General features: G+C 57.0%; 24 protein-coding genes. 2 read left to right on the top strand and 22 right to left on the bottom strand.

Annotation, left to right across the window (positions count from 1 at the left end; all coding sequences use genetic code 11):
• Positions 1 to 108: 108 nt before the first annotated feature.
• The 3 genes from NITLEN_RS05225 to NITLEN_RS05235 all read right to left on the bottom strand — a co-directional run bounded on the left by NITLEN_RS05225 (position 109) and on the right by NITLEN_RS05235 (position 2,334).
• A complete protein-coding gene (locus tag NITLEN_RS05225; protein WP_121988494.1) occupies positions 109 to 756 on the bottom strand; it encodes a tetratricopeptide repeat protein in 648 nt (215 codons plus the stop codon).
• Positions 757 to 930: 174 nt separating this feature from the next.
• On the bottom strand, positions 931 to 1,500 hold the full coding sequence (locus tag NITLEN_RS05230) for a hypothetical protein (RefSeq protein ID WP_121988495.1): 570 nt from the start codon (positions 1,498 to 1,500) through the stop codon (positions 931 to 933).
• A gap of 285 nt (positions 1,501 to 1,785) precedes the next feature.
• A complete protein-coding gene (locus NITLEN_RS05235; protein WP_121988496.1) occupies positions 1,786 to 2,334 on the bottom strand; it encodes a mismatch-specific DNA-glycosylase in 549 nt (182 codons plus the stop codon).
• A gap of 222 nt (positions 2,335 to 2,556) precedes the next feature.
• On the opposite strand from NITLEN_RS05235, the gene NITLEN_RS05240 reads away from it, so the two are divergent.
• Entirely contained in the window at positions 2,557 to 2,769 is a 213-nt protein-coding gene (locus NITLEN_RS05240) for a hypothetical protein (protein ID WP_121988497.1), read from the top strand.
• 75 nt (positions 2,770 to 2,844) lie between these two features.
• Here NITLEN_RS05240 and NITLEN_RS05245 read toward each other — a convergent pair whose 3' ends face one another.
• From NITLEN_RS05245 to NITLEN_RS05310, 15 genes are all read right to left on the bottom strand, one after another.
• On the bottom strand, positions 2,845 to 3,360 hold the full coding sequence (locus tag NITLEN_RS05245) for an NUDIX domain-containing protein (RefSeq protein ID WP_121988498.1): 516 nt from the start codon (positions 3,358 to 3,360) through the stop codon (positions 2,845 to 2,847).
• A gap of 10 nt (positions 3,361 to 3,370) precedes the next feature.
• Positions 3,371 to 4,471, bottom strand: a complete 1,101-nt coding sequence (gcvT, locus tag NITLEN_RS05250; protein ID WP_181416638.1) for a glycine cleavage system aminomethyltransferase GcvT — start codon at positions 4,469 to 4,471, stop codon at positions 3,371 to 3,373.
• Positions 4,472 to 4,484: 13 nt separating this feature from the next.
• A complete protein-coding gene (locus tag NITLEN_RS05255) occupies positions 4,485 to 4,871 on the bottom strand; it encodes an FKBP-type peptidyl-prolyl cis-trans isomerase (protein ID WP_342776534.1) in 387 nt (128 codons plus the stop codon).
• Positions 4,872 to 4,927: 56 nt separating this feature from the next.
• Entirely contained in the window at positions 4,928 to 6,154 is a 1,227-nt protein-coding gene (locus tag NITLEN_RS05260) for an FIST signal transduction protein (RefSeq protein WP_121988500.1), read from the bottom strand.
• 16 nt (positions 6,155 to 6,170) lie between these two features.
• Positions 6,171 to 6,398 carry a hypothetical protein gene (locus NITLEN_RS05265; protein ID WP_121988501.1) on the bottom strand — a complete coding sequence of 76 codons (228 nt, stop codon included), beginning with the start codon at positions 6,396 to 6,398 and terminating at the stop codon, positions 6,171 to 6,173.
• 113 nt (positions 6,399 to 6,511) lie between these two features.
• The gene (locus tag NITLEN_RS18045) at positions 6,512 to 6,685 is read right to left on the bottom strand and encodes a hypothetical protein (protein WP_181416639.1); all 174 of its coding nucleotides are present in this window, start codon (positions 6,683 to 6,685) and stop codon (positions 6,512 to 6,514) included.
• A 67-nt stretch (positions 6,686 to 6,752) separates the two neighbouring features.
• A complete protein-coding gene (locus NITLEN_RS05270; RefSeq protein ID WP_121988502.1) occupies positions 6,753 to 8,411 on the bottom strand; it encodes a response regulator in 1,659 nt (552 codons plus the stop codon).
• A 44-nt stretch (positions 8,412 to 8,455) separates the two neighbouring features.
• The gene (locus NITLEN_RS05275; protein WP_121988503.1) at positions 8,456 to 9,859 is read right to left on the bottom strand and encodes a sensor histidine kinase; all 1,404 of its coding nucleotides are present in this window, start codon (positions 9,857 to 9,859) and stop codon (positions 8,456 to 8,458) included.
• Positions 9,860 to 10,591: 732 nt separating this feature from the next.
• Positions 10,592 to 11,782, bottom strand: a complete 1,191-nt coding sequence (locus tag NITLEN_RS05280; RefSeq protein ID WP_121988504.1) for a DmpA family aminopeptidase — start codon at positions 11,780 to 11,782, stop codon at positions 10,592 to 10,594.
• Positions 11,772 to 13,169 (bottom strand): MBL fold metallo-hydrolase RNA specificity domain-containing protein, encoded by a 1,398-nt coding sequence (locus NITLEN_RS05285; RefSeq protein WP_121988505.1) that lies wholly within the window; start codon positions 13,167 to 13,169, stop codon positions 11,772 to 11,774. Before NITLEN_RS05285 ends, NITLEN_RS05280 begins: the two co-directional genes overlap by 11 nt.
• Complete coding sequence (locus NITLEN_RS05290; protein ID WP_245924382.1) at positions 13,166 to 14,023, bottom strand: LOG family protein; 858 nt, start codon at positions 14,021 to 14,023, stop codon at positions 13,166 to 13,168. The genes NITLEN_RS05285 and NITLEN_RS05290 overlap by 4 nt, the downstream gene beginning before the upstream one ends.
• Before the next feature lie 66 nt (positions 14,024 to 14,089).
• Positions 14,090 to 14,512, bottom strand: a complete 423-nt coding sequence (locus NITLEN_RS05295) for a hypothetical protein (protein ID WP_121988507.1) — start codon at positions 14,510 to 14,512, stop codon at positions 14,090 to 14,092.
• A gap of 4 nt (positions 14,513 to 14,516) precedes the next feature.
• Positions 14,517 to 14,903, bottom strand: coding sequence for an outer membrane protein assembly factor BamE domain-containing protein (gene bamE, locus NITLEN_RS05300; RefSeq protein ID WP_121988508.1), 387 nt, complete (start codon positions 14,901 to 14,903; stop codon positions 14,517 to 14,519).
• A gap of 12 nt (positions 14,904 to 14,915) precedes the next feature.
• Complete coding sequence (locus NITLEN_RS05305) at positions 14,916 to 15,431, bottom strand: GNAT family N-acetyltransferase (protein WP_121988509.1); 516 nt, start codon at positions 15,429 to 15,431, stop codon at positions 14,916 to 14,918.
• Entirely contained in the window at positions 15,428 to 16,054 is a 627-nt protein-coding gene (locus NITLEN_RS05310; protein WP_121988510.1) for a DUF502 domain-containing protein, read from the bottom strand. Before NITLEN_RS05310 ends, NITLEN_RS05305 begins: the two co-directional genes overlap by 4 nt.
• A gap of 170 nt (positions 16,055 to 16,224) precedes the next feature.
• Here NITLEN_RS05310 and NITLEN_RS05315 point away from each other — a divergent pair, with 170 nt between their 5' ends.
• Complete coding sequence (locus tag NITLEN_RS05315) at positions 16,225 to 16,485, top strand: Trm112 family protein (protein ID WP_121988511.1); 261 nt, start codon at positions 16,225 to 16,227, stop codon at positions 16,483 to 16,485.
• Positions 16,486 to 16,607: 122 nt separating this feature from the next.
• On the opposite strand, the gene NITLEN_RS05320 is transcribed toward NITLEN_RS05315, so the two are convergent.
• The 4 genes from NITLEN_RS05320 to NITLEN_RS05335 all read right to left on the bottom strand — a co-directional run bounded on the left by NITLEN_RS05320 (position 16,608) and on the right by NITLEN_RS05335 (position 18,058).
• On the bottom strand, positions 16,608 to 16,841 hold the full coding sequence (locus tag NITLEN_RS05320) for a cytoplasmic protein (RefSeq protein WP_121988512.1): 234 nt from the start codon (positions 16,839 to 16,841) through the stop codon (positions 16,608 to 16,610).
• Positions 16,842 to 16,985: 144 nt separating this feature from the next.
• Entirely contained in the window at positions 16,986 to 17,213 is a 228-nt protein-coding gene (locus NITLEN_RS05325; RefSeq protein ID WP_121988513.1) for a hypothetical protein, read from the bottom strand.
• 66 nt (positions 17,214 to 17,279) lie between these two features.
• Positions 17,280 to 17,648 (bottom strand): hypothetical protein, encoded by a 369-nt coding sequence (locus NITLEN_RS05330; RefSeq protein WP_121988514.1) that lies wholly within the window; start codon positions 17,646 to 17,648, stop codon positions 17,280 to 17,282.
• 80 nt (positions 17,649 to 17,728) lie between these two features.
• Positions 17,729 to 18,058 carry a hypothetical protein gene (locus NITLEN_RS05335; RefSeq protein WP_121988515.1) on the bottom strand — a complete coding sequence of 110 codons (330 nt, stop codon included), beginning with the start codon at positions 18,056 to 18,058 and terminating at the stop codon, positions 17,729 to 17,731.
• Positions 18,059 to 18,237: the final 179 nt, after the last annotated feature.

The raw sequence follows: 18,237 nt of genomic DNA on the forward strand, positions 1-18,237 counted from the left end.
TGCTGATCACGATTGATGTGTGACAATGACCGAAACTGGGCAAACGAGGGCTGAAGATAGCACGATTTGCGGAGCGGTTCTAGAAGGGAGGGCGAGAGAGCGGACGGATTAGTTTCCTTTGTTTCCGACGGCGTGGAGCTGCGCGACCACCTTGGAAGCTTCCGGAATAAAGTCGTCGAGTTGTTGCGCTTTCGCCAGCGTCAAGGCCTCCGTTGCAAGCGCTAAGGCATCCTGATGGCGGCCTCGCTTGCAATAGCTCTTTGCCAGGCTAATCCGCGCGTTAACGGCTTCCGGTACCTCATGAATGACATGACGAAGCAGCTGTTCGCCCTTCTCCGAATCGCCGCCGAGTACGGAAGGAAGTCGTACCAACAGCGTTCCCTTGGCAGAGAGGGCATCCAGATGATCGGGCTTGAGCTCGAGCGCCCGATTGAGCTCCTTCATCATGCGTCGAAATCCAAACACGGAAGAAAGGCTCATCTCGCCATCGATGCGCATCAATTCCCCAAGATTGCAGAACAGGGCAAAGTGAGCATCGGCAGACTGCTCATCAGCCGCCACCGCTTGCTCCCCCAAGGACTGCCCCTTCTCGTAGAGCGCCGCCCGAGTCGCTCGGTCCGGCGCAATTCGTCCGTCGTGGCAGGCTTGCAAGGCTCCGGCGATGAGGTTCTGGGTGGATGGCTGGGCGCCACTCGAGGTCGTACTCCCAATCCACAATGCGATTGACGCGAAGAGGGCAAGACCGACTCGCTGCATGACTCCTCCTAGGACGGGAAGCAAGATCGCCGATTTTATACAGCACGGCCGGGGCCAAGGGCAAGGGAAGGAAGGCATCTGAATGGCTTTCATTGTACCATCCAGCTCCTTCCAGCTCCTTCTAGCTCCAATCACTCTTTGGAGGGAAAAACCCAGGGCGGGGGCTGGCAACCTCTATCGCGGCGTGATAACGAGGGTGCTGTTCTCAACGCGGACCGATTGGATATACGGAGGAAGCTGAAACTTCTCACGATTCTGCGGTGACTCAAACAGCTGCGCGACCACATGACCGAGTGTGGATTGTGGAATCGGCAGGGTCCCAAGCTTCCCGGCCATGGGAGTCAACCGCACATACCCATCGCGGGTCTCCACAGTTCCCTCGAGCTGGAGCGAAATGTCTTTCCCATAGATGTGAAACAGGGCGTAGGCTTTGAGTTGATCGCCGACTAGATTCATCCGAACATCTTTGAGTGCGGATTGCACCTCTTCGATGGTCGCCGAACGTCCGTCGGGAATCGAGAGTCCAGCCTGCTGCGCTTGATGGGCGGTTGCAATCGCAAGATTATCGCGCATCCATTGATTGAGCTCGGCCTCACTCAACGCAATGCTGGCCGCGCGATTTGTCTGGATGGATTGCTGGAGCAGGGACATCTTCTCCGCGACGCGGTCGGCCGCTTGGGGATCCGATTGTATCGGCAACGCCGGAGCTTGCCGGAGAATCGCCAGCAGCGTCCCGAGGGTCATCGCCAGGGAAATCCACGGCAGTATACGGAACAGCCGACCTACCCTATTCCGTGGGGGAGAGGCGATGCGGGCTGGATTGCTGATCTCCGGGGAAACCTGCACGAATGGCGCGGGGACCTTGTACTTCGCAAAAATAATCCCACATCGCAGGCATTCAAACTCGCCCGGCTGATCGACCCCGCACTTCGGACACGTCCGGAGGGGATGCGGCTTAAGAGGCACCGGTGCATTCATGTCTCGACTGTAGTCGAGATTGATTTTCCCGACAAAGAAAACAGCAAAATCTCACAGGTCAGAAACCGTTGATTGGCCGGCTAGTAATTGAAGGGCTCGGAACGCGGCGAGCATCTCTCCATACCCGTAGTGCGCGTTGCGTCCGCTGGGATTCGGCAAGAGGAATATTGGAACCCCGGCAATGTCGCTGCCGGTGGGGCCCAACGGAATCCGAGCCGGCAAGTCTCGCTCGGCCCCATACATGATGCGATAGATCGTGATGCCGAGCAGCGCCACGATGCGTGGCCGATACCGCCGTACTTTTCTGGTCAATGCCGCCATACCTCCACGATATTTCTGAGGCGAAAGACTGTCGATCCCGCGGCTTGGGCGGCCGACAATATTCGTCAGACCAAGCCCCCACTCAGGCAGTCGTATATCTTCCTTATAGGTCAGGGGCTCGGTCACCAGCCGGGACTCATGGAGCAGCTTCCAGAAGCGATTGGAAGGGCCGGCGAAATGATGCCCCATCTGAGCAGACCGCAGCCCGGGATTAATCCCGACAAAGAGAACTCTGACACCTGGTTGAATTCGGTCAGACAGTCTTGCTTCTCTGCCCATCTCATCTCCGATCTTGATTGAGGCAGTTTAGTGGAGATGCAGCCAATCTGCCACAGGAGCGAGAAGGAATTCCCCTTCATTGCCAGATTAGAATGATCATTCAACTATTTGAATTGATTGATAAACAGTGCCTCAATGACATTCGGCATGCCGCTTGCTCAACATCTGGCCAGTGCCCGATTAGCGGCACGGATCTCAACAACCTTTCAGGAGGGATTTACTATGAAGAGCATGTTGATGGCAATCATGGCAGTGGCAGTAGCCGTGTCGTTCAGCGCCCCTTCCTTCGCCGGCGAAGAGAAGAAGGACAAGAAGGATGAGAAGAAGGGTGGCCACGTGATGGTCTATGGCGAAGAGAAGAAGAAGGAAGAGAAGAAGGGCGGCCACGTGGTGTTCGGCGAAGAGAAGAAGAAAGAAGAGAAGAAGGACAAGTAACGTCCGTCCATTTGGCGAGGCTAGCTGGCTTGAGAGGTTTCCCGCTTCACGCGGGAGACCTCTCGGGCGGTTCCCCTACCGCATCGATTCCTGAATGTAGACCGCCTGCAATCCCACAATCGTCTTGGCATCCCGAATCGTCCCGTCCTCAATTTTTCTGATCGCGTCGGCCAGCGGCATCTCAATCACGTCCAGCACTTCATCCTGATCGAGCTGTTGTTTTCCCGGCGTGAGCCCCGTCGCCTTGTAGACATGAATCACTTCGTCGGCAAACCCAGGGGCAGTGAAAATACTGGACAGGAGCGAGAACGCCGCCGCCCGATAGCCGATCTCTTCCTCCAGCTCTCGCGCCGCACAGCTCAGCGGATCTTCGCCGGGATTGAGCTTGCCTGCGGGAATCTCATAAATGAATCCACCCGCGGCGTGGCGGAACTGACGGATCAGCACCACCGTGCCGTCTTCTTTCATGGGGACAACGGCCGACGCGCCAGGATGTCGAATCGTTTCCAGATCGACCGTCATGCCGTTCGGCAGAGTGACCGTATCGATGTTCAACGTAATCACCCGGCCTTTGTAAATGGGCTTTGTCACGGGCTATCCGTTACGCACTCTTCGGCTTTCGATAGAACGGTGTTTTCACAATCTGCGCGGGCACGGCCTTCCCTCGAATATCAATCGTGATCCGCGTGCCGATAGCCGATAGTGCAGATGGCACATAGCCCAGTCCGATCCCCTTCTGAAGGATCGGCGAAAGATTTCCGCTGGACACCTCGCCGATAGGCTGAGACGAACGGGCATCGAGAATCTTGCAGCCATGCCGCGGCACCGCCTTTTCCAACAACTCGAATCCGACAAACCGCTTGGCCGGTCCGCTGGACTTCTGCGCGAGCAACTTCGCACGCCCGGCGAAATCACCCTTGTCGACGTTCACCGTCCACTCGACGGCGGCCTCGATCGGAGTGGTTGTTTCGTCGATGTCGTTGCCGTAGAGGAGATACCCCATTTCCAAGCGCAACAGATCTCGCGAGCCCAACCCTGCCGGTTTCAGTCCTTTTGAAACCCCGGCTTCAACGATTTGTTCCCACAGCAGCCCCACGCGATCGGAGGGGGCATACAACTCATACCCGAGCTCACCGGTATACCCGGTCCGTGCGATGAGAGTCGGGATCGACGCCACTGTCGCCTCACAACTGTGGTGAAGCTTTAGTGTCGCCACCGCCGTGCCGCCCAAGGCGATCATGATGTCCTTAGACAACGGCCCCTGGAGGGCAATTTGTCCCATCTGATCCGAATGGTCTTCCAGCACAACGTTCGCGTCACGCGGGTGAGCTTGCAGCCAGGTCAACACCTTGACGCGATTCGACGCATTGACGCAAAGCAGGTACTCCACCGGCTTCAACCGGTAGACAAAGATGTCGTCCTTGATTCCACCCTCGTCGTTGCACACCATAGAATAGTGCGCCTGGCCGACGGCCAGCTTGGCCACATCATTCGTCGTGACGGATTGGAGAAACGCGAGTGCACCAGCTCCTGACACCATCAGCCGGCCCATATGGCTGACGTCGAAGAGCCCCGCCTTGCTGCGAACGGTATGGTACTCGTCCAGTACGCCTGAATACTGGATGGGCATTTCCCAGCCGGCAAAGTCAACCAACTTGCCGCCGGCGGCTCGATGCTGAGCGATGAGTGGCGTCTGCTTCATGGGATTGATCCGGTTACTGCACTCCAAGCAATTCGACGTCGAACACGAGCGTGGCATGAGGTGGAATAAGCCCGCCGGCGCCACGCGCCCCATAGCCGAGGTTCGAGGGGATCGTCAGCTTGCGCTTCCCGCCGATTTTCATCCCCTGCACACCCTCATCCCACCCCTTGATCACCTGGCCGACCCCGAGCCGAAAGGAGAAGGGTTGGCCACGGTCCACTGAACTATCGAACTTCTTCCCATTCGTGAGCCAGCCGGTGTAATGAACGGAAACTGTCTGCCCCGCCGTCGCAGTGTCACCGGTTCCCACGGCCTGATCGATGTATTGCAAACCGGATGACGTCGTAATCTCTTTCCCTTCCGATGCCGATGACTCGCTCATGCTGCCTCCTACTCCCATAGATGGACTCCACACAACGACGATGGCGCCGAACACGATGCTGCGATACAGATTGTTCATGGGGCCCCTGCTTTGGATGCTGGTTGAGCAAACAGCGCTATGCTGGCGGTGTACCCGTGAAGAAAGTTGCGCCCGCCGACCGGGCCGAGCTCGCCTTGCGCAAAAAATCCGGCAACTGGAATTGGCCCCAAGCGTTCCGTCAACACCCCCGAATCATGATGCGGCCGCCCGAACAGCCCCTGCCCGCGTCCGCAGCAGCTGAACACCAGCGCCCCGAGCGGCGCGTTCGAATGCCGTGAGCGATCGGCCGCCAGCAACAAGTGCAGGTCTTCGCTCGCCGACTTGGCATCGCGAAGGTGAAATTGGACCGTCTGTCCTTCCTGCACAACATCGCCGATGGCCACCGCACCGGTCGTTTGGTCGGCACCGACCAGATTACGCACGAGAAAATCGCCCCGTTCAAACCGGTTGCGATGCTCATCGATCACGATCCCGACGTGGAGAGCCCGATGCGCCCGACGCCGATCGTCCCCTCCAAGCGACTCGAAGACGGTTTGAAGGCGCGTCAGCGCCGGGGTTCCGCCCATCTCATGCACGAGATTGTGTTCCGCTTTCGTAACCACGTAGCGCTCGCCGATCGGACGGCACCCTTGCGAGATTACCGGCCGTACCTCGATCGGGCCGCTGACCCGGACCCCAACCAACCCGCTCTCAAAGATTTGCCGACCAAGAAACAGCCGATTCTCACCGGCACCCTGTCCACCGCCGGTCAATCCTCCGATCGCCGCCGCCCCCGGATAGCGGGCTTCCAAAAGACTCAGGACATCCTGCATCGGAGTGGAGAACGGATCTGCGAGGAGGAGAAACGTGCCCTCTTGCCCGTCGGCTTCAGGCCAGCCCGGCAACGAAAATTGATCTTGTGTTTGCGAGAATGAAAGTCGGACGGGCGTGAGGGTGACCCCGGGAAGGCAGGCCGTCCACAATGTGACGGCGGGAGACGTTTCCAGCTCTTCCGCCCCGGCAATGACCCCTTCGCCACTACAGCCAAGTGCGACTCTGGCCCCCAGCACATCGGTCATCGTCTCGGCGAGCAACTCAGCGCGAGACACGTGGTGAGAGGAAAAGAACACGAACGCAAGGTCGGGCGTGGCCCCGCCCAGCTTGGCGCGCACCTCATCGACCAAATCACGGGCAGCGGCTTCCGTATCAGGATTGCGGGACACCGCGGAGACGAAATGGAACGTCGCGGCCTGGATGGAGGATGTCGGAGACAAGCTGGGCATGGAGATCGTCGTCCCGTTACACGCCGGGATTCATGCGTTCGGATCGGTCGCTCGCGAGTTTTTTATAATACCGCCAGAGATAGGAGTGATAGTCGTCGACTTGCGCCAGCAAGTAATGCAATTCAGTGGGATCTTCCGTCTCCAGCGCGCGGGTCATTCGTGTCTTGAGAAACTCAGCAAAGGCTTCCGTCTTCTCCACCGCCGTCAGCAGACGCAATCCACCGCCAATCTGATACTCATTCATCAACACACACTCCTACGATCTATAGTTCGATGGCAGGATAACGAGGGGGCGGACAAAATTGCAAGCAGCACTCGCCCAGCTGAAACGTTGAATCGGTTTAGACGAGACTCTACCTACTCGAAGAACATCTGGAACGTGGCGGGGAGAGCGGTCGGGGTGATAAGGGCGCTGCGGACGAGAATGCCGGGGCTGTCCGTCGCCAATGCCGTGCCGGTGATCGAGACAGTGACGGACGCACAGAGTATCAGCACACAGGCCGCAATCGACATGACTCTTAGAAACGCCATCTACTTCATCGTAGATCTTTCAATACCGAGTTGAACTCATTCTGAGACCGAGGCGCAGGGGCGCTTCTCACACTTCCTCCAAGTAACGCTCAATCATCTTCTCTGCGATGGTACCCTCCCCAACCCCGGATGCTACTCGCTTAATCGAACCATGCCGCGCATCGCCTGCGACAAAGATTCCTGGCACGCTGGTTTCCAGCAAATAGGGCATTCTTGCCAGTGGCCACTCAGCGGGCAACCGGTCATCCCGAATCAAATCGGGACCGGCTAAGATAAACCCATGCTCATCACGAAGGACGGTCTCCTTGAGCCAGTCGGTATGCGGCTGGGCGCCGATGAGAATAAACAGCGACTGCGCCGACACGGTACGGCAGTCCTGCGTTGTCGTGTGTCGGAGCATCAAGGATTCAAGCCGAGACGTCCCATGGGCTTCGGCCACCTCAACGTTCATTTCGACACAAATATTGGCCGTTTGGTTAATCCGCTCGACAAGATAGTGAGACATCGTCTGTGTCAGTGAGTCGCCACGCACGAGCATGGTGACCTGGCTCGCATACCGTGCAAAGTGAATCGCCGCTTGCCCCGCAGAATTGGCGCCTCCGGTGATGTAGACATCCTCGTCCTTGCACGCAAGGACTTCCGTCATACCCGCGCCATAATACACACCCGCCCCCATCAAGTTGGCTGCACCGGGTACATCGAGTGTTCGATAGGACACCCCGGTCGTAATGAGGACGGTCTTCCCGCTGAGCTCACTGCCGTCAGCAAGCGTAACGATCCGTGCAGGGCCAGCCACACGAACACTGACGGCCTCCTGCGGATGCAATAACTCGACACCGAATCGTTGCACTTGCGTCAACGCCCGTCGAGCCAGATCTTGGCCGCTGAGCCCGGCCGGGAACCCAAGATAGTTCTCGATCCGAGAACTCATACTGGCCTGTCCACCTGGCGCTTCACGTTCGACCAACACGGTCTTGAGCCCTTCAGAGCCGCCGTAAACGGCCGCGGCTAATCCGGCGGGCCCGGCGCCAATAATGATCACGTCATAAAACGGTTGTTCGGCCTTCATTCGAAAGCCAACTTTCTCTGCAACTTGGAACGTGGTCGGCTGAATGAGCGACGACCCATCGGGAAACACCACCGCGGGCAATTGATCTTCACTGGCATGGATGGATTGAAGCAGCGAACGCGTCTCCGCGTGCTTCTCAATATCCAGCCATTGATAGGGGACTTGGTTCTTTCCCAAGAATTCTTTGATCTGATGGGTGTGAGGCGACCAGCGATGCCCCACCACGCGAATCCCTTGGAACGGAGCTTTAAATGAGGCCTTCCAGTCATCCAACAGATCGTCGATGATCGGGTACAGACGCTCTTCCGGCGGATGCCAGGGTTTCAGCAAATAATAATCGACTTGCGCATCATTGATGGCGCGGATCGCCGCATCCGTATCGGCGTACGCCGTCAACAAGACGCGTTTCGCGTCGGGATAAAACGCACTGGCCTCCGCCAAAAATTCTATCCCCGTCATCTTCGGCATCCGTTGATCCACCAACAACAGCGCAACTGCTTCATTCCGAAGCTTGAGCTGTTCCAGCGAGGCGAGCGCATCCGCCCCCGACTCAGCGCGGAGGATCCGGTACTGTTCTCCGTATTTTTGACGGAGGTCTCGCTCGATCGCACGCGAGACTTGGGGATCGTCATCCACTGTGACAAGAAACGATTTCATGGGCTGTTCTCCACAACGCCTGTTTGGTTCGGAGTTGGTTTGATCTAGCGTGCTTGGTCGGCAGCAGTGTTGCGCGTCATCGGCAGGCGGATACAGAACATGGTGTGGCCTGGCTTCGATTCGAAATCAATCGTTCCTCCATGGCGGAGGGCCACAATACGATAGCTGATGATCAACCCAAGCCCGGTCCCTTTACCAATCTCCTTCGTGGTGAAAAATGGCTCGAAGAGATGCGGCTGAATGTCCTCGGGAATCCCCGGTCCGTTGTCGTGGATTTCCACGACAAGCTGATGATCCTCTCGCCGCGTGTGGATCCGAACCTCTCCCTTCCCATTCACCGCATCAATCGCGTTATCGATAAGATTGGTCCACACCTGGTTTAACTCATTCCCATAGGCGGGAATCAGGGGAAGCGATCGATCATACTCACGCTGCACGGTGATCCCTTTTAATTTATGAGACAGCATGGTGAGCGTGCTTTCGAGCCCTTCATGGATATCGATGTCTCGAAGGGGCGCACGACCTTCGTAAGAATACGCCTTCACCGCGTCGACAAGCTCCGCGATACGCACAGTGCTCTGCTCAACCTGTTGAGTCAATTCTTGAAGCGACAGGATCCCTGCAATCCATCCCAGCACGTCGCCAATGGCCTCCTGAGGAACCCGCTGGCCCACGTCCTCCAGCCAGTCGCGATCAAGTCCTGCATTCACCAAGTCGCTCACGAGCTTCCACGCATCGGCGATACGATGCTGTTCAAGCCACTCCAACACCTCGGCTTCTCGATCGTTTCGCGTGAGCGGATCCAGCGCGATGGTGAGCCCGACCCGGGACGTCATCTCACGCAGGATGTGTGCGACGGCGTCGGATTGCGTGGCCGACAACTGTTGTTTATTCAAGCGACAGGCGAGGGAAGGGAGACGGCCGGCAACCGTGTGTAACTCGGAAGCCGCCCGTCGAGCCGCCGCAGCCGGGTTGTTCAATTCATGGGCCAAGCCGGCCGCCATAGTTCCGAGAGACACGAGCTTCTCACGTTGCTGCGAAAAGCTTTCCAGCGCTCGTAACCGGACCGCCAGTGTGCGCAAGATTTCCTTCGCCACGGCCGGGCACAGACGCAGCAATGCCGAAAAGTGTTCTTTTGAAAAACGAAGCAGCCGACAGGAGGTGCGCGCGCACACATCGACAAGGCACGGCACATCCATGACCAACTCCACCTCACCGAAAAACCATCCCGACGTCTTGACGATCGTTGCGACTTCTCGACTCTCATGCGTCAGAGTGATGCGAACCTCCCCTTCGAGGACCACATCAAAAAAAGTGCCGACATCCCCTTTTCTCGCAATGACCTCACCGGCGGGCACAACGATCTCTTCCCCCAACTCAACGCAACGACTTTCCTCCGGGGAAAGCTCGGCGAACAACGGGATGTATCGCAAGGCATCAATGTTCATGTACACCGTCCATGACAAATTTTAATACTGTGTTCCAACTCGTTGGTCGTTTGCAAGAGTGCTCCGTCACACAAGACCAGACTCAGACCTTGCCATCACACATACCCATACACGGCAGATGATACCTTGGGAGACTTCGTTGCAAACTCGCCCAAGGGAGTGCGTCTAGCACAAGTTCACGGGCCATCATCGGTTGCGTTGCCCAGCCGACAATGCGGCGGGAGTCCCCGTCCTGCACGACGGCAAGAAAGAACTAGCCTTCCCGCGTGCGCACGTACGTCATGTCAGTGACCCAGGCTGTGTTCGGTCGTTTGACCGTACAACCGCGTTGCAACATATTGGGCGTTAGATGTGACGTGAGGCCTCTGACGTAGCAGGGCGCTTGGTAGCCGTGCAGAGCGGTTATGTTATTTGCCCGCATAATTCGAGCGACACGATGCGTGCTCCAAGCTTTGCCTGGTCCTCGTAAATCGAGAAAGATACGCAAGGCACCGTAGAGGCTGTGCGGATCAGACCGAGCAGCCGCTGATTCTCCAACGCTCAATCGGATCGGTGATCTGCGCAAGCTTACCCCCGTTGTAGGTGAGCGTGAGGGCGCAGCCGCCCGGGTCGAGGATCTGATGGAGCTACGCGCCGCTGCGGATGACCGTCGCCGTATTGCCGTTCCGATCGGTAATGCTAGAAATACCCTTCCTACGAACAGGCCATTGATTGCCCCCAATATTTGGGGTGCTACCGTGCAGTTCCTGACACCAGCTCTTTCAGCCGATTCAGATCGATGGCCTCTACGCGATGGCCGTCGCGCCCTGTGACGGTGGTGGCCATGGTGAGGGCATTGAGAATCGCTTCTTCGGTCGCTTCGACCGTGGCGGCGATCATCGGATTCAGATGGGTGTCGGCTAGATGGGTCAGTGTATAGGTGGGTTCTTTGGGATAATGGGGAATAACGTTGGCGGTGGAGAAGGCAAGGATGAAATCGCCGCTGCCATGGCGCGCGGTCGAACCCGTGCGGGCGAGGCCAAGTGCGGCACGTTTGGCCAATCTCGTGAGCTGGCGACCGTCGAGCGGCGCATCGGTGGCGATGACAATAATGATTGAGCCCTCGCTCTGGCCTGGCGAAAGGGCTTCCGCGACCGCTTTGGGCGCGTCATACCGCTTCCCGACCGGCACGCCTCCCACAACGAGTTCCGGTCTCCGACCGTGGTTCGCATTGACCAAGGCGCCGATCGTATAACCGCCTTCCTTTTCAGGCAGCGTGCGTGAGGCCGTTCCGATGCCGCCTTTAAATCCATACGAAACCATACCCGTGCCGGCACCGACGGTGCCTTCTTTGACCGGGCCACTGGTCGCGCCATCGAGCGCGGCGATGACATCCTGCTCAGACACGTGGCGGCCTTGGATGTCATTCAGGCGTCCGTCGTCACATTCGGCGACGACGGGCGTGAGCGTGTCGTCCTCGATGCCGATCGCCGGATAGTGTGCGATCATCCAGCTCATCACGCCGTTCGCCACCCGAGGCACATTGAGCGTGTTGGTCAGCGCGATGGGATATTCCAGAAAGCCCGACTCCGCCACCCAGGCCAGCCCGGTCATCTCTCCCGTGCCGTTAAGCACGAAGGAACCGGCCGCGACTTTCTTGCGCCACACATCGTCGCGCGGAATAATCACGGTTACGCCCGTGCGCACCGGCCCTTGTCCTGGCTTCAGCGCCCCCTCCCCGGAGATGAGTGTCTGCTGCCCGACCTTGACGCCAGGCACATCCGTAATCGCATTGAACGAACCGGGCGGATAGTTCCCGATGACGACTCCCAAATCACGAACACGCTGTCGTGCGTCTGCCCCCTCCGCCGCACCGGCAATGGGCCAACCGCCCCCTACTGCAATGCAGACGGCTGCCGCCAGAAGCGCGTGCCTAGATCTCATGACTGGATCCTCGATGCGGAATGGTCACGTCGATGGCGGGATGTTCATTCTGGATGGCGGCGCCCAACGACAGGGCCTGCTTCTCTTCTCCATGGACGATAAAGACTTTGCTGGGAAGGGGACTGATGGCGCGGACATAGGCCAGGAGATCGTTGCGATCGGCATGGGCCGAGAATCCGTTGAATTTCACGACCTGCGCCCGCCGCTTCGTCGGCACCCCGAAGATCGGCACGACATCCCAGCCTTCGACGAGCTTGCGCCCCAGCGTGTGCTCGGCTTGAAACCCGACGAAGACGATGACGTTCGCCTCATCGTCGATGGCATGCTTCAAGTGATGGAGGACTCGCCCGCCTTCACACATGCCCGACGAGGAGATGATGATCATCGGCCCCTTCATCGCGTTGAGCCGTTTGCTGTCGTCCGGCGACGAGATAAACCGAATATAGCGCGACGCAAAGGGATCGCCGTCTTCCGTGAATGTACGGTACGTTTCTGCGTCGTAGCACTCCGGATGGTGACGAAACACCTCGGTGGCCTTGGAGGCCAGCGGAGAATCAATGTAGATGGGGATCGGGTCGATGCGGTCCTCGACAACAAGCTCTTTAATCCGCATCACGAGCTCCTGGGTTCGCCCGACGGCGAACGCAGGGACGATGATCTTGCTCTTGTGCGCTTTGGCGTGGGCGATCAAGTCCTGCGCCTTTTGTTTCATTTCCTCGCCCGCTTGTTCGTGCAAACGATCGCCGTACGTCGATTCCAGAATGAGCACGTCACAGGGAGGCGGCGGTTCGGGATCACGCAAAATCGGCATGTGCGATCGCCCCAGATCGCCGCTAAAGAGGACGGTGGTCGTATTTCCTCTGACCGTGTACTTGACGCGGACCGCCGCCGACCCAAGGATATGTCCGGCATCGTGAAACGTCGCCGTCACCCGAGGAGCAATCTTGATGGTGTCGTCATACCGCACGCCGACGAAACGCCTGGTGATGGCTTCGACGTCATCGCTATCGAAGAGGGCCTGCACACACTTGGTGCCTCTGCGCCGCTCTTGCTTATTCACATAGCGGCAATCGCTTTCCTGTATCCGAGCCGCATCCTGCAGCATGATCGCGGTGAGATCCGCCGTCGCCCGAGTCAAATGAACTTTGCCGGAAAAACGCTGCTGCATCAGCATCGGCAGGGCACCGGAATGATCGATATGCGCGTGCGAGAGGAGGACGCCGGACAATGATCGGGGATCGAATCCCAGTGCTCGATTCTGCGCCGCCGCTTCTTCTCGTCGTCCCTGAAACATGCCGCAGTCCAACAACAGCCGGCAACTGGCCATCTCAAGAAGATGCCGGCTCCCCGTCACCGAACGGGCTGCCCCATGAAAGGAGAGTTTCATTGCGCCGGCCTCACATCGTGGGTGCGAGCAATCAGATCCCACGCTTCCTGCGCGGTCTCGGCATAGTGAAAGAGACCCAGGTCCTGCGGACCGATCAATCCTTGTTCGACGAGAAAATCCCAATTGATCGCGCGTTCCCAGAACGTCCGACCGACAAGCACGACGCTGACGCCGGTCACTTTGCCGGTTTGGATCAGGGTCAGCGTTTCGAACAGTTCGTCAAAGGTGCCGAACCCTCCAGGGAATGCGACCAAGGCTTTGGCGCGAATAAGAAAATGCATTTTCCGGAGCGCAAAATAGCGAAACTGGAAGCACAGCTCCGGGGTGATGTAGGGATTCGGGCGCTGCTCGTGCGGCAGGGTAATGTTGAGCCCGATGGACTTGGCCTGCACGTCCGCGGCGCCACGATTGGCCGCTTCCATGATGCCCGGTCCACCGCCGGTCACGATGACATAGTCGCACCGCCCGTCGATCTGACAGGAACTAGATACGAGCCGGGCAAATTCGCGGGCCACCTCGTAATACGCAGAGAGATCTCGTCGCCGCTTGGCGATAGCGACCTGACGCTGGAGCGCTTGATCATTCGGCTGCAACGCCGCGGCTTGTTCGGCCGCAAGCAAGGCCGCCACTGCAGCGGCGGGCTCCGGGACACGGGCGCTCCCGAAGACCACGACAGTGGATTGAATCCCCTGCTCTTTTTGAATGAGTTCCGGCTTGAGCAGTTCAAGTCCGACCCGGAGAGGCCGCAGCTCTTCCCGCTGCATAAATTCGGTATCGCGATCGGCGAGGATATACGATGGAGAAGCGAGAATAGCGTCGAAGAGGGAATGGTCTTCAGGAACGTTTGTACTCATGCCGGGCATTATAACGGGGCCGCACGGGCTCAGCAATTGACCCGATGCGCACTGATGCCTGTCAAATCAAAACGGCCAGAACCACAGAAGCGGCCGAACTGGCTCGTGCCTCGTAAATCCGAATATGCGCACAACTCCCTGAGCGTCATAATGGACATGGAATTGCTCCATGTCGATACCGGTCTTGGCAAGTGTCATGGACGGAGAATACGGCGAAAAGAATCGGAAGATAAAACCAAAATCCACGCCTGATGCTCGCGTATCGCTCCATTGATAGATCGTGGCTAACCCAAATTCCGATTCTATAATCTCGTCAGGGGCTCCGAGCTGCGCAACGACTTGCGGCATTGTGGTCATGCCTGACTGGATGAATGTGACGGTGGAAGGCGCGATCACATCGTTCACAACGATTCGGCGCACACTACAACCCGCCATGATGGCCGCACAGGTAACGACCAGCACCCCTCGCGAGAGCCACTGAACGATCATGCGATTAGCTTCCAAACGGCCACAGCTTGAATTCCACATTCGGCGTCCGCTTGCTGTACAAGACTTCTTCGACAAGACCGTTTCGTCCAAAGAAGACATAGAGATTGTCACTTTTCACTTCCATCCGAACGAGATTCAGAACCAGAAGTAGCAGGGCCGGCGATTTCCCATCGTAGTAGTAGTAGTGAAAGATTTCCCGATCATTCCCTCGCACCACGCGCTCGGGAGTTCCCAACAGAGCCACGACTTCGCTCATGGTACTGAGGCCTTTCTTGATCTGCGCAATCGATTCATCCCGCAGCGGCTCACCGAGCGTGCCTCGCGTAACCACGCACCCTTGAGTCAGAATCAAAACGGCCATGAGAACAATACCCGTACACCGTTTAAACATTGCGTCTCCTTGCTACGCTTCGTCGGGACGATCTTGTAAGCTGTGCGCATGTCCGAGCACGAAATCCGTTTCAAATACGGAATAGGATGAAGGCTTGAGCCCCACACGTCGATACACGTCTTGGGCGACGCTGTTTTTAGACTCCACGTAGAGACGCACGCCACAGACCCCCGGATCGGCCTTGGCTTGCTCGATCACCTTCGCGTGCATCTTCCGAAAGACGCCCTTCCGCCGCCAAGCCGGGGCGACGTACACGCTTTGGATCCACCAAAATGACGCATTGCGCCAGTCACTCCATTCATAGGTGATCATCAATTGGCCGACAACCTGGCTGGTCAGCGGCTGTTCCGCCACCAGAAAAAATCCATGGGTGGTGGAATTCAGCAACGCCCGCGTCCCGCGTTGCAGGCGATCCGCCTCCAACCGTCGACCTTCTGTTTCGAGCGCCATGGCTTGGCTAAATGCGACGAGACGCTCGATATCATCGAGGCGGCCCGATCTGATCGTCCAGTCTTGTGGAATAGTCATAATACTCGCTGTGCTGCGTGAGGGGGTTGTAACCAGCCCGGCGCGGGCTTGAATAGGCCTGCTGAGAACTCCATTTTCATCGCATCTTCAGCCGGTAAATTGAGAAGCTGCACCTCGCCTTCCGGAACGAAGGCGAGATAACCGGTAAATGGATGAATGGCTGTCGGAACAAAGACCATCAAAAGCCGATTGATGGGCGCGACTTGTAGTACGGGGGGAGCTGTTCCCATGACAAATCCCAATGCCCACAGTCCGTTGCGCGGAAAAGGAAACGCGACGACGGTGCTTTGACCGAACCTCGACCGAAAATTCAAGATATCGGTCATGCCCTTCATCGTCAGATAGATGCTACGCACCAGAGGAATTTGGTCCAACCGGCGTTCAATGTATGCCACGATCCGTTGACCGATCAGATGCGTCGTACACGCTCCCACGGTGATGACGAGGAGGATCATGGTGATGAGCCCGAGGCCAGGGATGTGAAGAGGGAATCGGTCTCCGACCATTGTGACGATTAACTCATCAAGGGTCCAAAATAAGGCCGTAAGGATGAGATAGGTAGCCCAAGCCGGGACGAGGAGAAAGAGGCCTGTCGCAAAGATCCGCCAGATATCTCGCAGCATGGAATTCTACTTGAATGATGATGGCCAACTGTGACTTCCCAGTGTAGCAGAAACTACCGCGTCACAGAAGAACTCCGCGCGCTCTTGATCTCACGATGTGCAGTGCACTATTCTCAAGGGTCTTGGAAATATTCTGCGCAGAGAGCTTCGTTCGATGAAGGGAAACCGCGATGGCTATTGATAAAGATCTGTTAGCAATTCTTTGCTGTCCTGAAACAAAACAGCCGGTCTCGCTGGCAGATGAGGGGCTCATTCAGCGGCTTAACGAGGCGATCAGTCGTGGCGGGCTGCTGAATAGAGGAAAGCAGGGGGTCACTCAACGAGTAGACGGCGGTCTGGTGCGAGCCGACGCAAAAATCTTCTATCCTATTCGCGAGAACATCCCCGTGATGCTGATCGATGAAGGGATTCTCCTCGAACAAATAGGATGAGTTTTGCCGCTTACCGAAATTGATTTATCCCAGCCAGGTAGCGATTGATTCAGCCCCTTGAACTCATTCCTAAGGGAATGAGCTTCCCTTTCTCTTTACAGTCTTTCAAATGCAAACGGGATTTAGCCGCCTGATATCCCAAGATCGACACTGTGCGTATCGGTCTTGGATCCGGTTGAAGTCCCGCAATGCTGGCAGAGATATTCGTAGAGATTGCCCGACGGCAAGACAAGCAGAAGCCGCTCTCTCGTGGGTGTGGCAACGCGACAATGGGGGCAATACAAAAGCGACGCTTGAAGCGCGCCGAATTGATCCGCCTTTTTTGAGGCATTCGTGCGCGAGTTCTTCATCGGCATACTGAAGGGCTCTGAGCCACCTATTGGCCACTTAGATGAAGCGGACATAGTTTGATTTTATGCAAGGATGAGCTGAGGGGTCAATGGATTCATCTCGGCACTTGATTGATAGCCATGATGAACGGAAAGACGCAAGTGATCGGACTAGTCACCGGCATTCTGTTCCGGGTTAGATTCTTTGCCATAGGTGCGCGACCAAAGAAACCGCAGGGCTTGCACAAGAACGTAGATGACTAGCCCGCTAATGAGGCCGTATAGGCCTGCCCGGCTCCAGGGCCAGAGATCTGGAGAGTGCAACACAACGCCCAACGCAAGGTGCCCCCCTGCCCCAAGGCAGAGAGCAAAGATAATCCACTCTCGTGCCAAGGCCATGCTACATGCCTGTTAGAGGGGAGAAGAGACCTGATGAGCCAAGAAACACCCGACCCGCACGGCGATTTAGACGGAGGTCTTGGCGGACTCGATCTCGGTTGCGGTAATGAGACTGGACAGGTAATCCGACACGAAATTCAGGGCCTCTTCCCTGCCATCTGCCCGGCGGCCTTTTTCCCGTCGCTGAACAGACAATTCATGATCGAGATCGGATTTCACTTCACCCAACACGCGCTGAAGCGACGACGGCGTCAGATTGGTGTCCATATCTTCAAGTTCCTGGCACCGATCAAGCACCCAGTTAAGACCTTCGATCCGACCCGTGTAGTGCTCTTGCTCCGCTGTATCGATACGGGCCATCGCTGTTGCAAAGGTTTGGGCCTCATAAATGAGGTTGTAAAAGCTAGTGACGGCTCGTTGCAGGCTTGAGTTCATGATGCTCCTTCATCTGGAAAATATTAACCTTGCAATTATACATGAGAAACTACCCGCAACAAGAAAAATTTTCAGGACGGCTAGGTAAAGAGAAGAGAATGGAATTCGTTCATAAAACCATAATAGAGCGGCGCAAAATCTTTCAGGCTGTCTGGGCTGGTTTCTTTCAGGCGCTTGAAGAAAAACACCTGGGCGCGCGGGTCAAGCTGTTCAAGCAAATGACTCAACTGCGCCATCGTATAACTACCTGCCGGGACGCTGAGAATATAGTGAACGAGCCGCTCGACAAACTGCTGCCCCAAATACTCAGTGGCTACGTATTCTTGCGGAATTTTCCCTGACGCTAAGAGTTCATCAAATGGAACTGCTTGCGCGGCAAAGGGAACAGACTGTTTTGGCTGATTAGGCACCCACGATCCTCCATGATCATCGCGGAAACTAGGAAGGATCCTGTGACTGTACGTGAGGCCTGAGAACCCGTCAAGTGTACAGATGGACCAGTTGCCTGGAACAAAAGACTGATATAGGGATAGGCAGCGGGGTGAATGGGCCCGGCAGCGGGCGTCAGCCGATGACACCGGCCAGCATT

Source organism: Nitrospira lenta, from assembly GCF_900403705.1.
Lineage (GTDB): Bacteria > Nitrospirota > Nitrospiria > Nitrospirales > Nitrospiraceae > Nitrospira_D > Nitrospira_D lenta.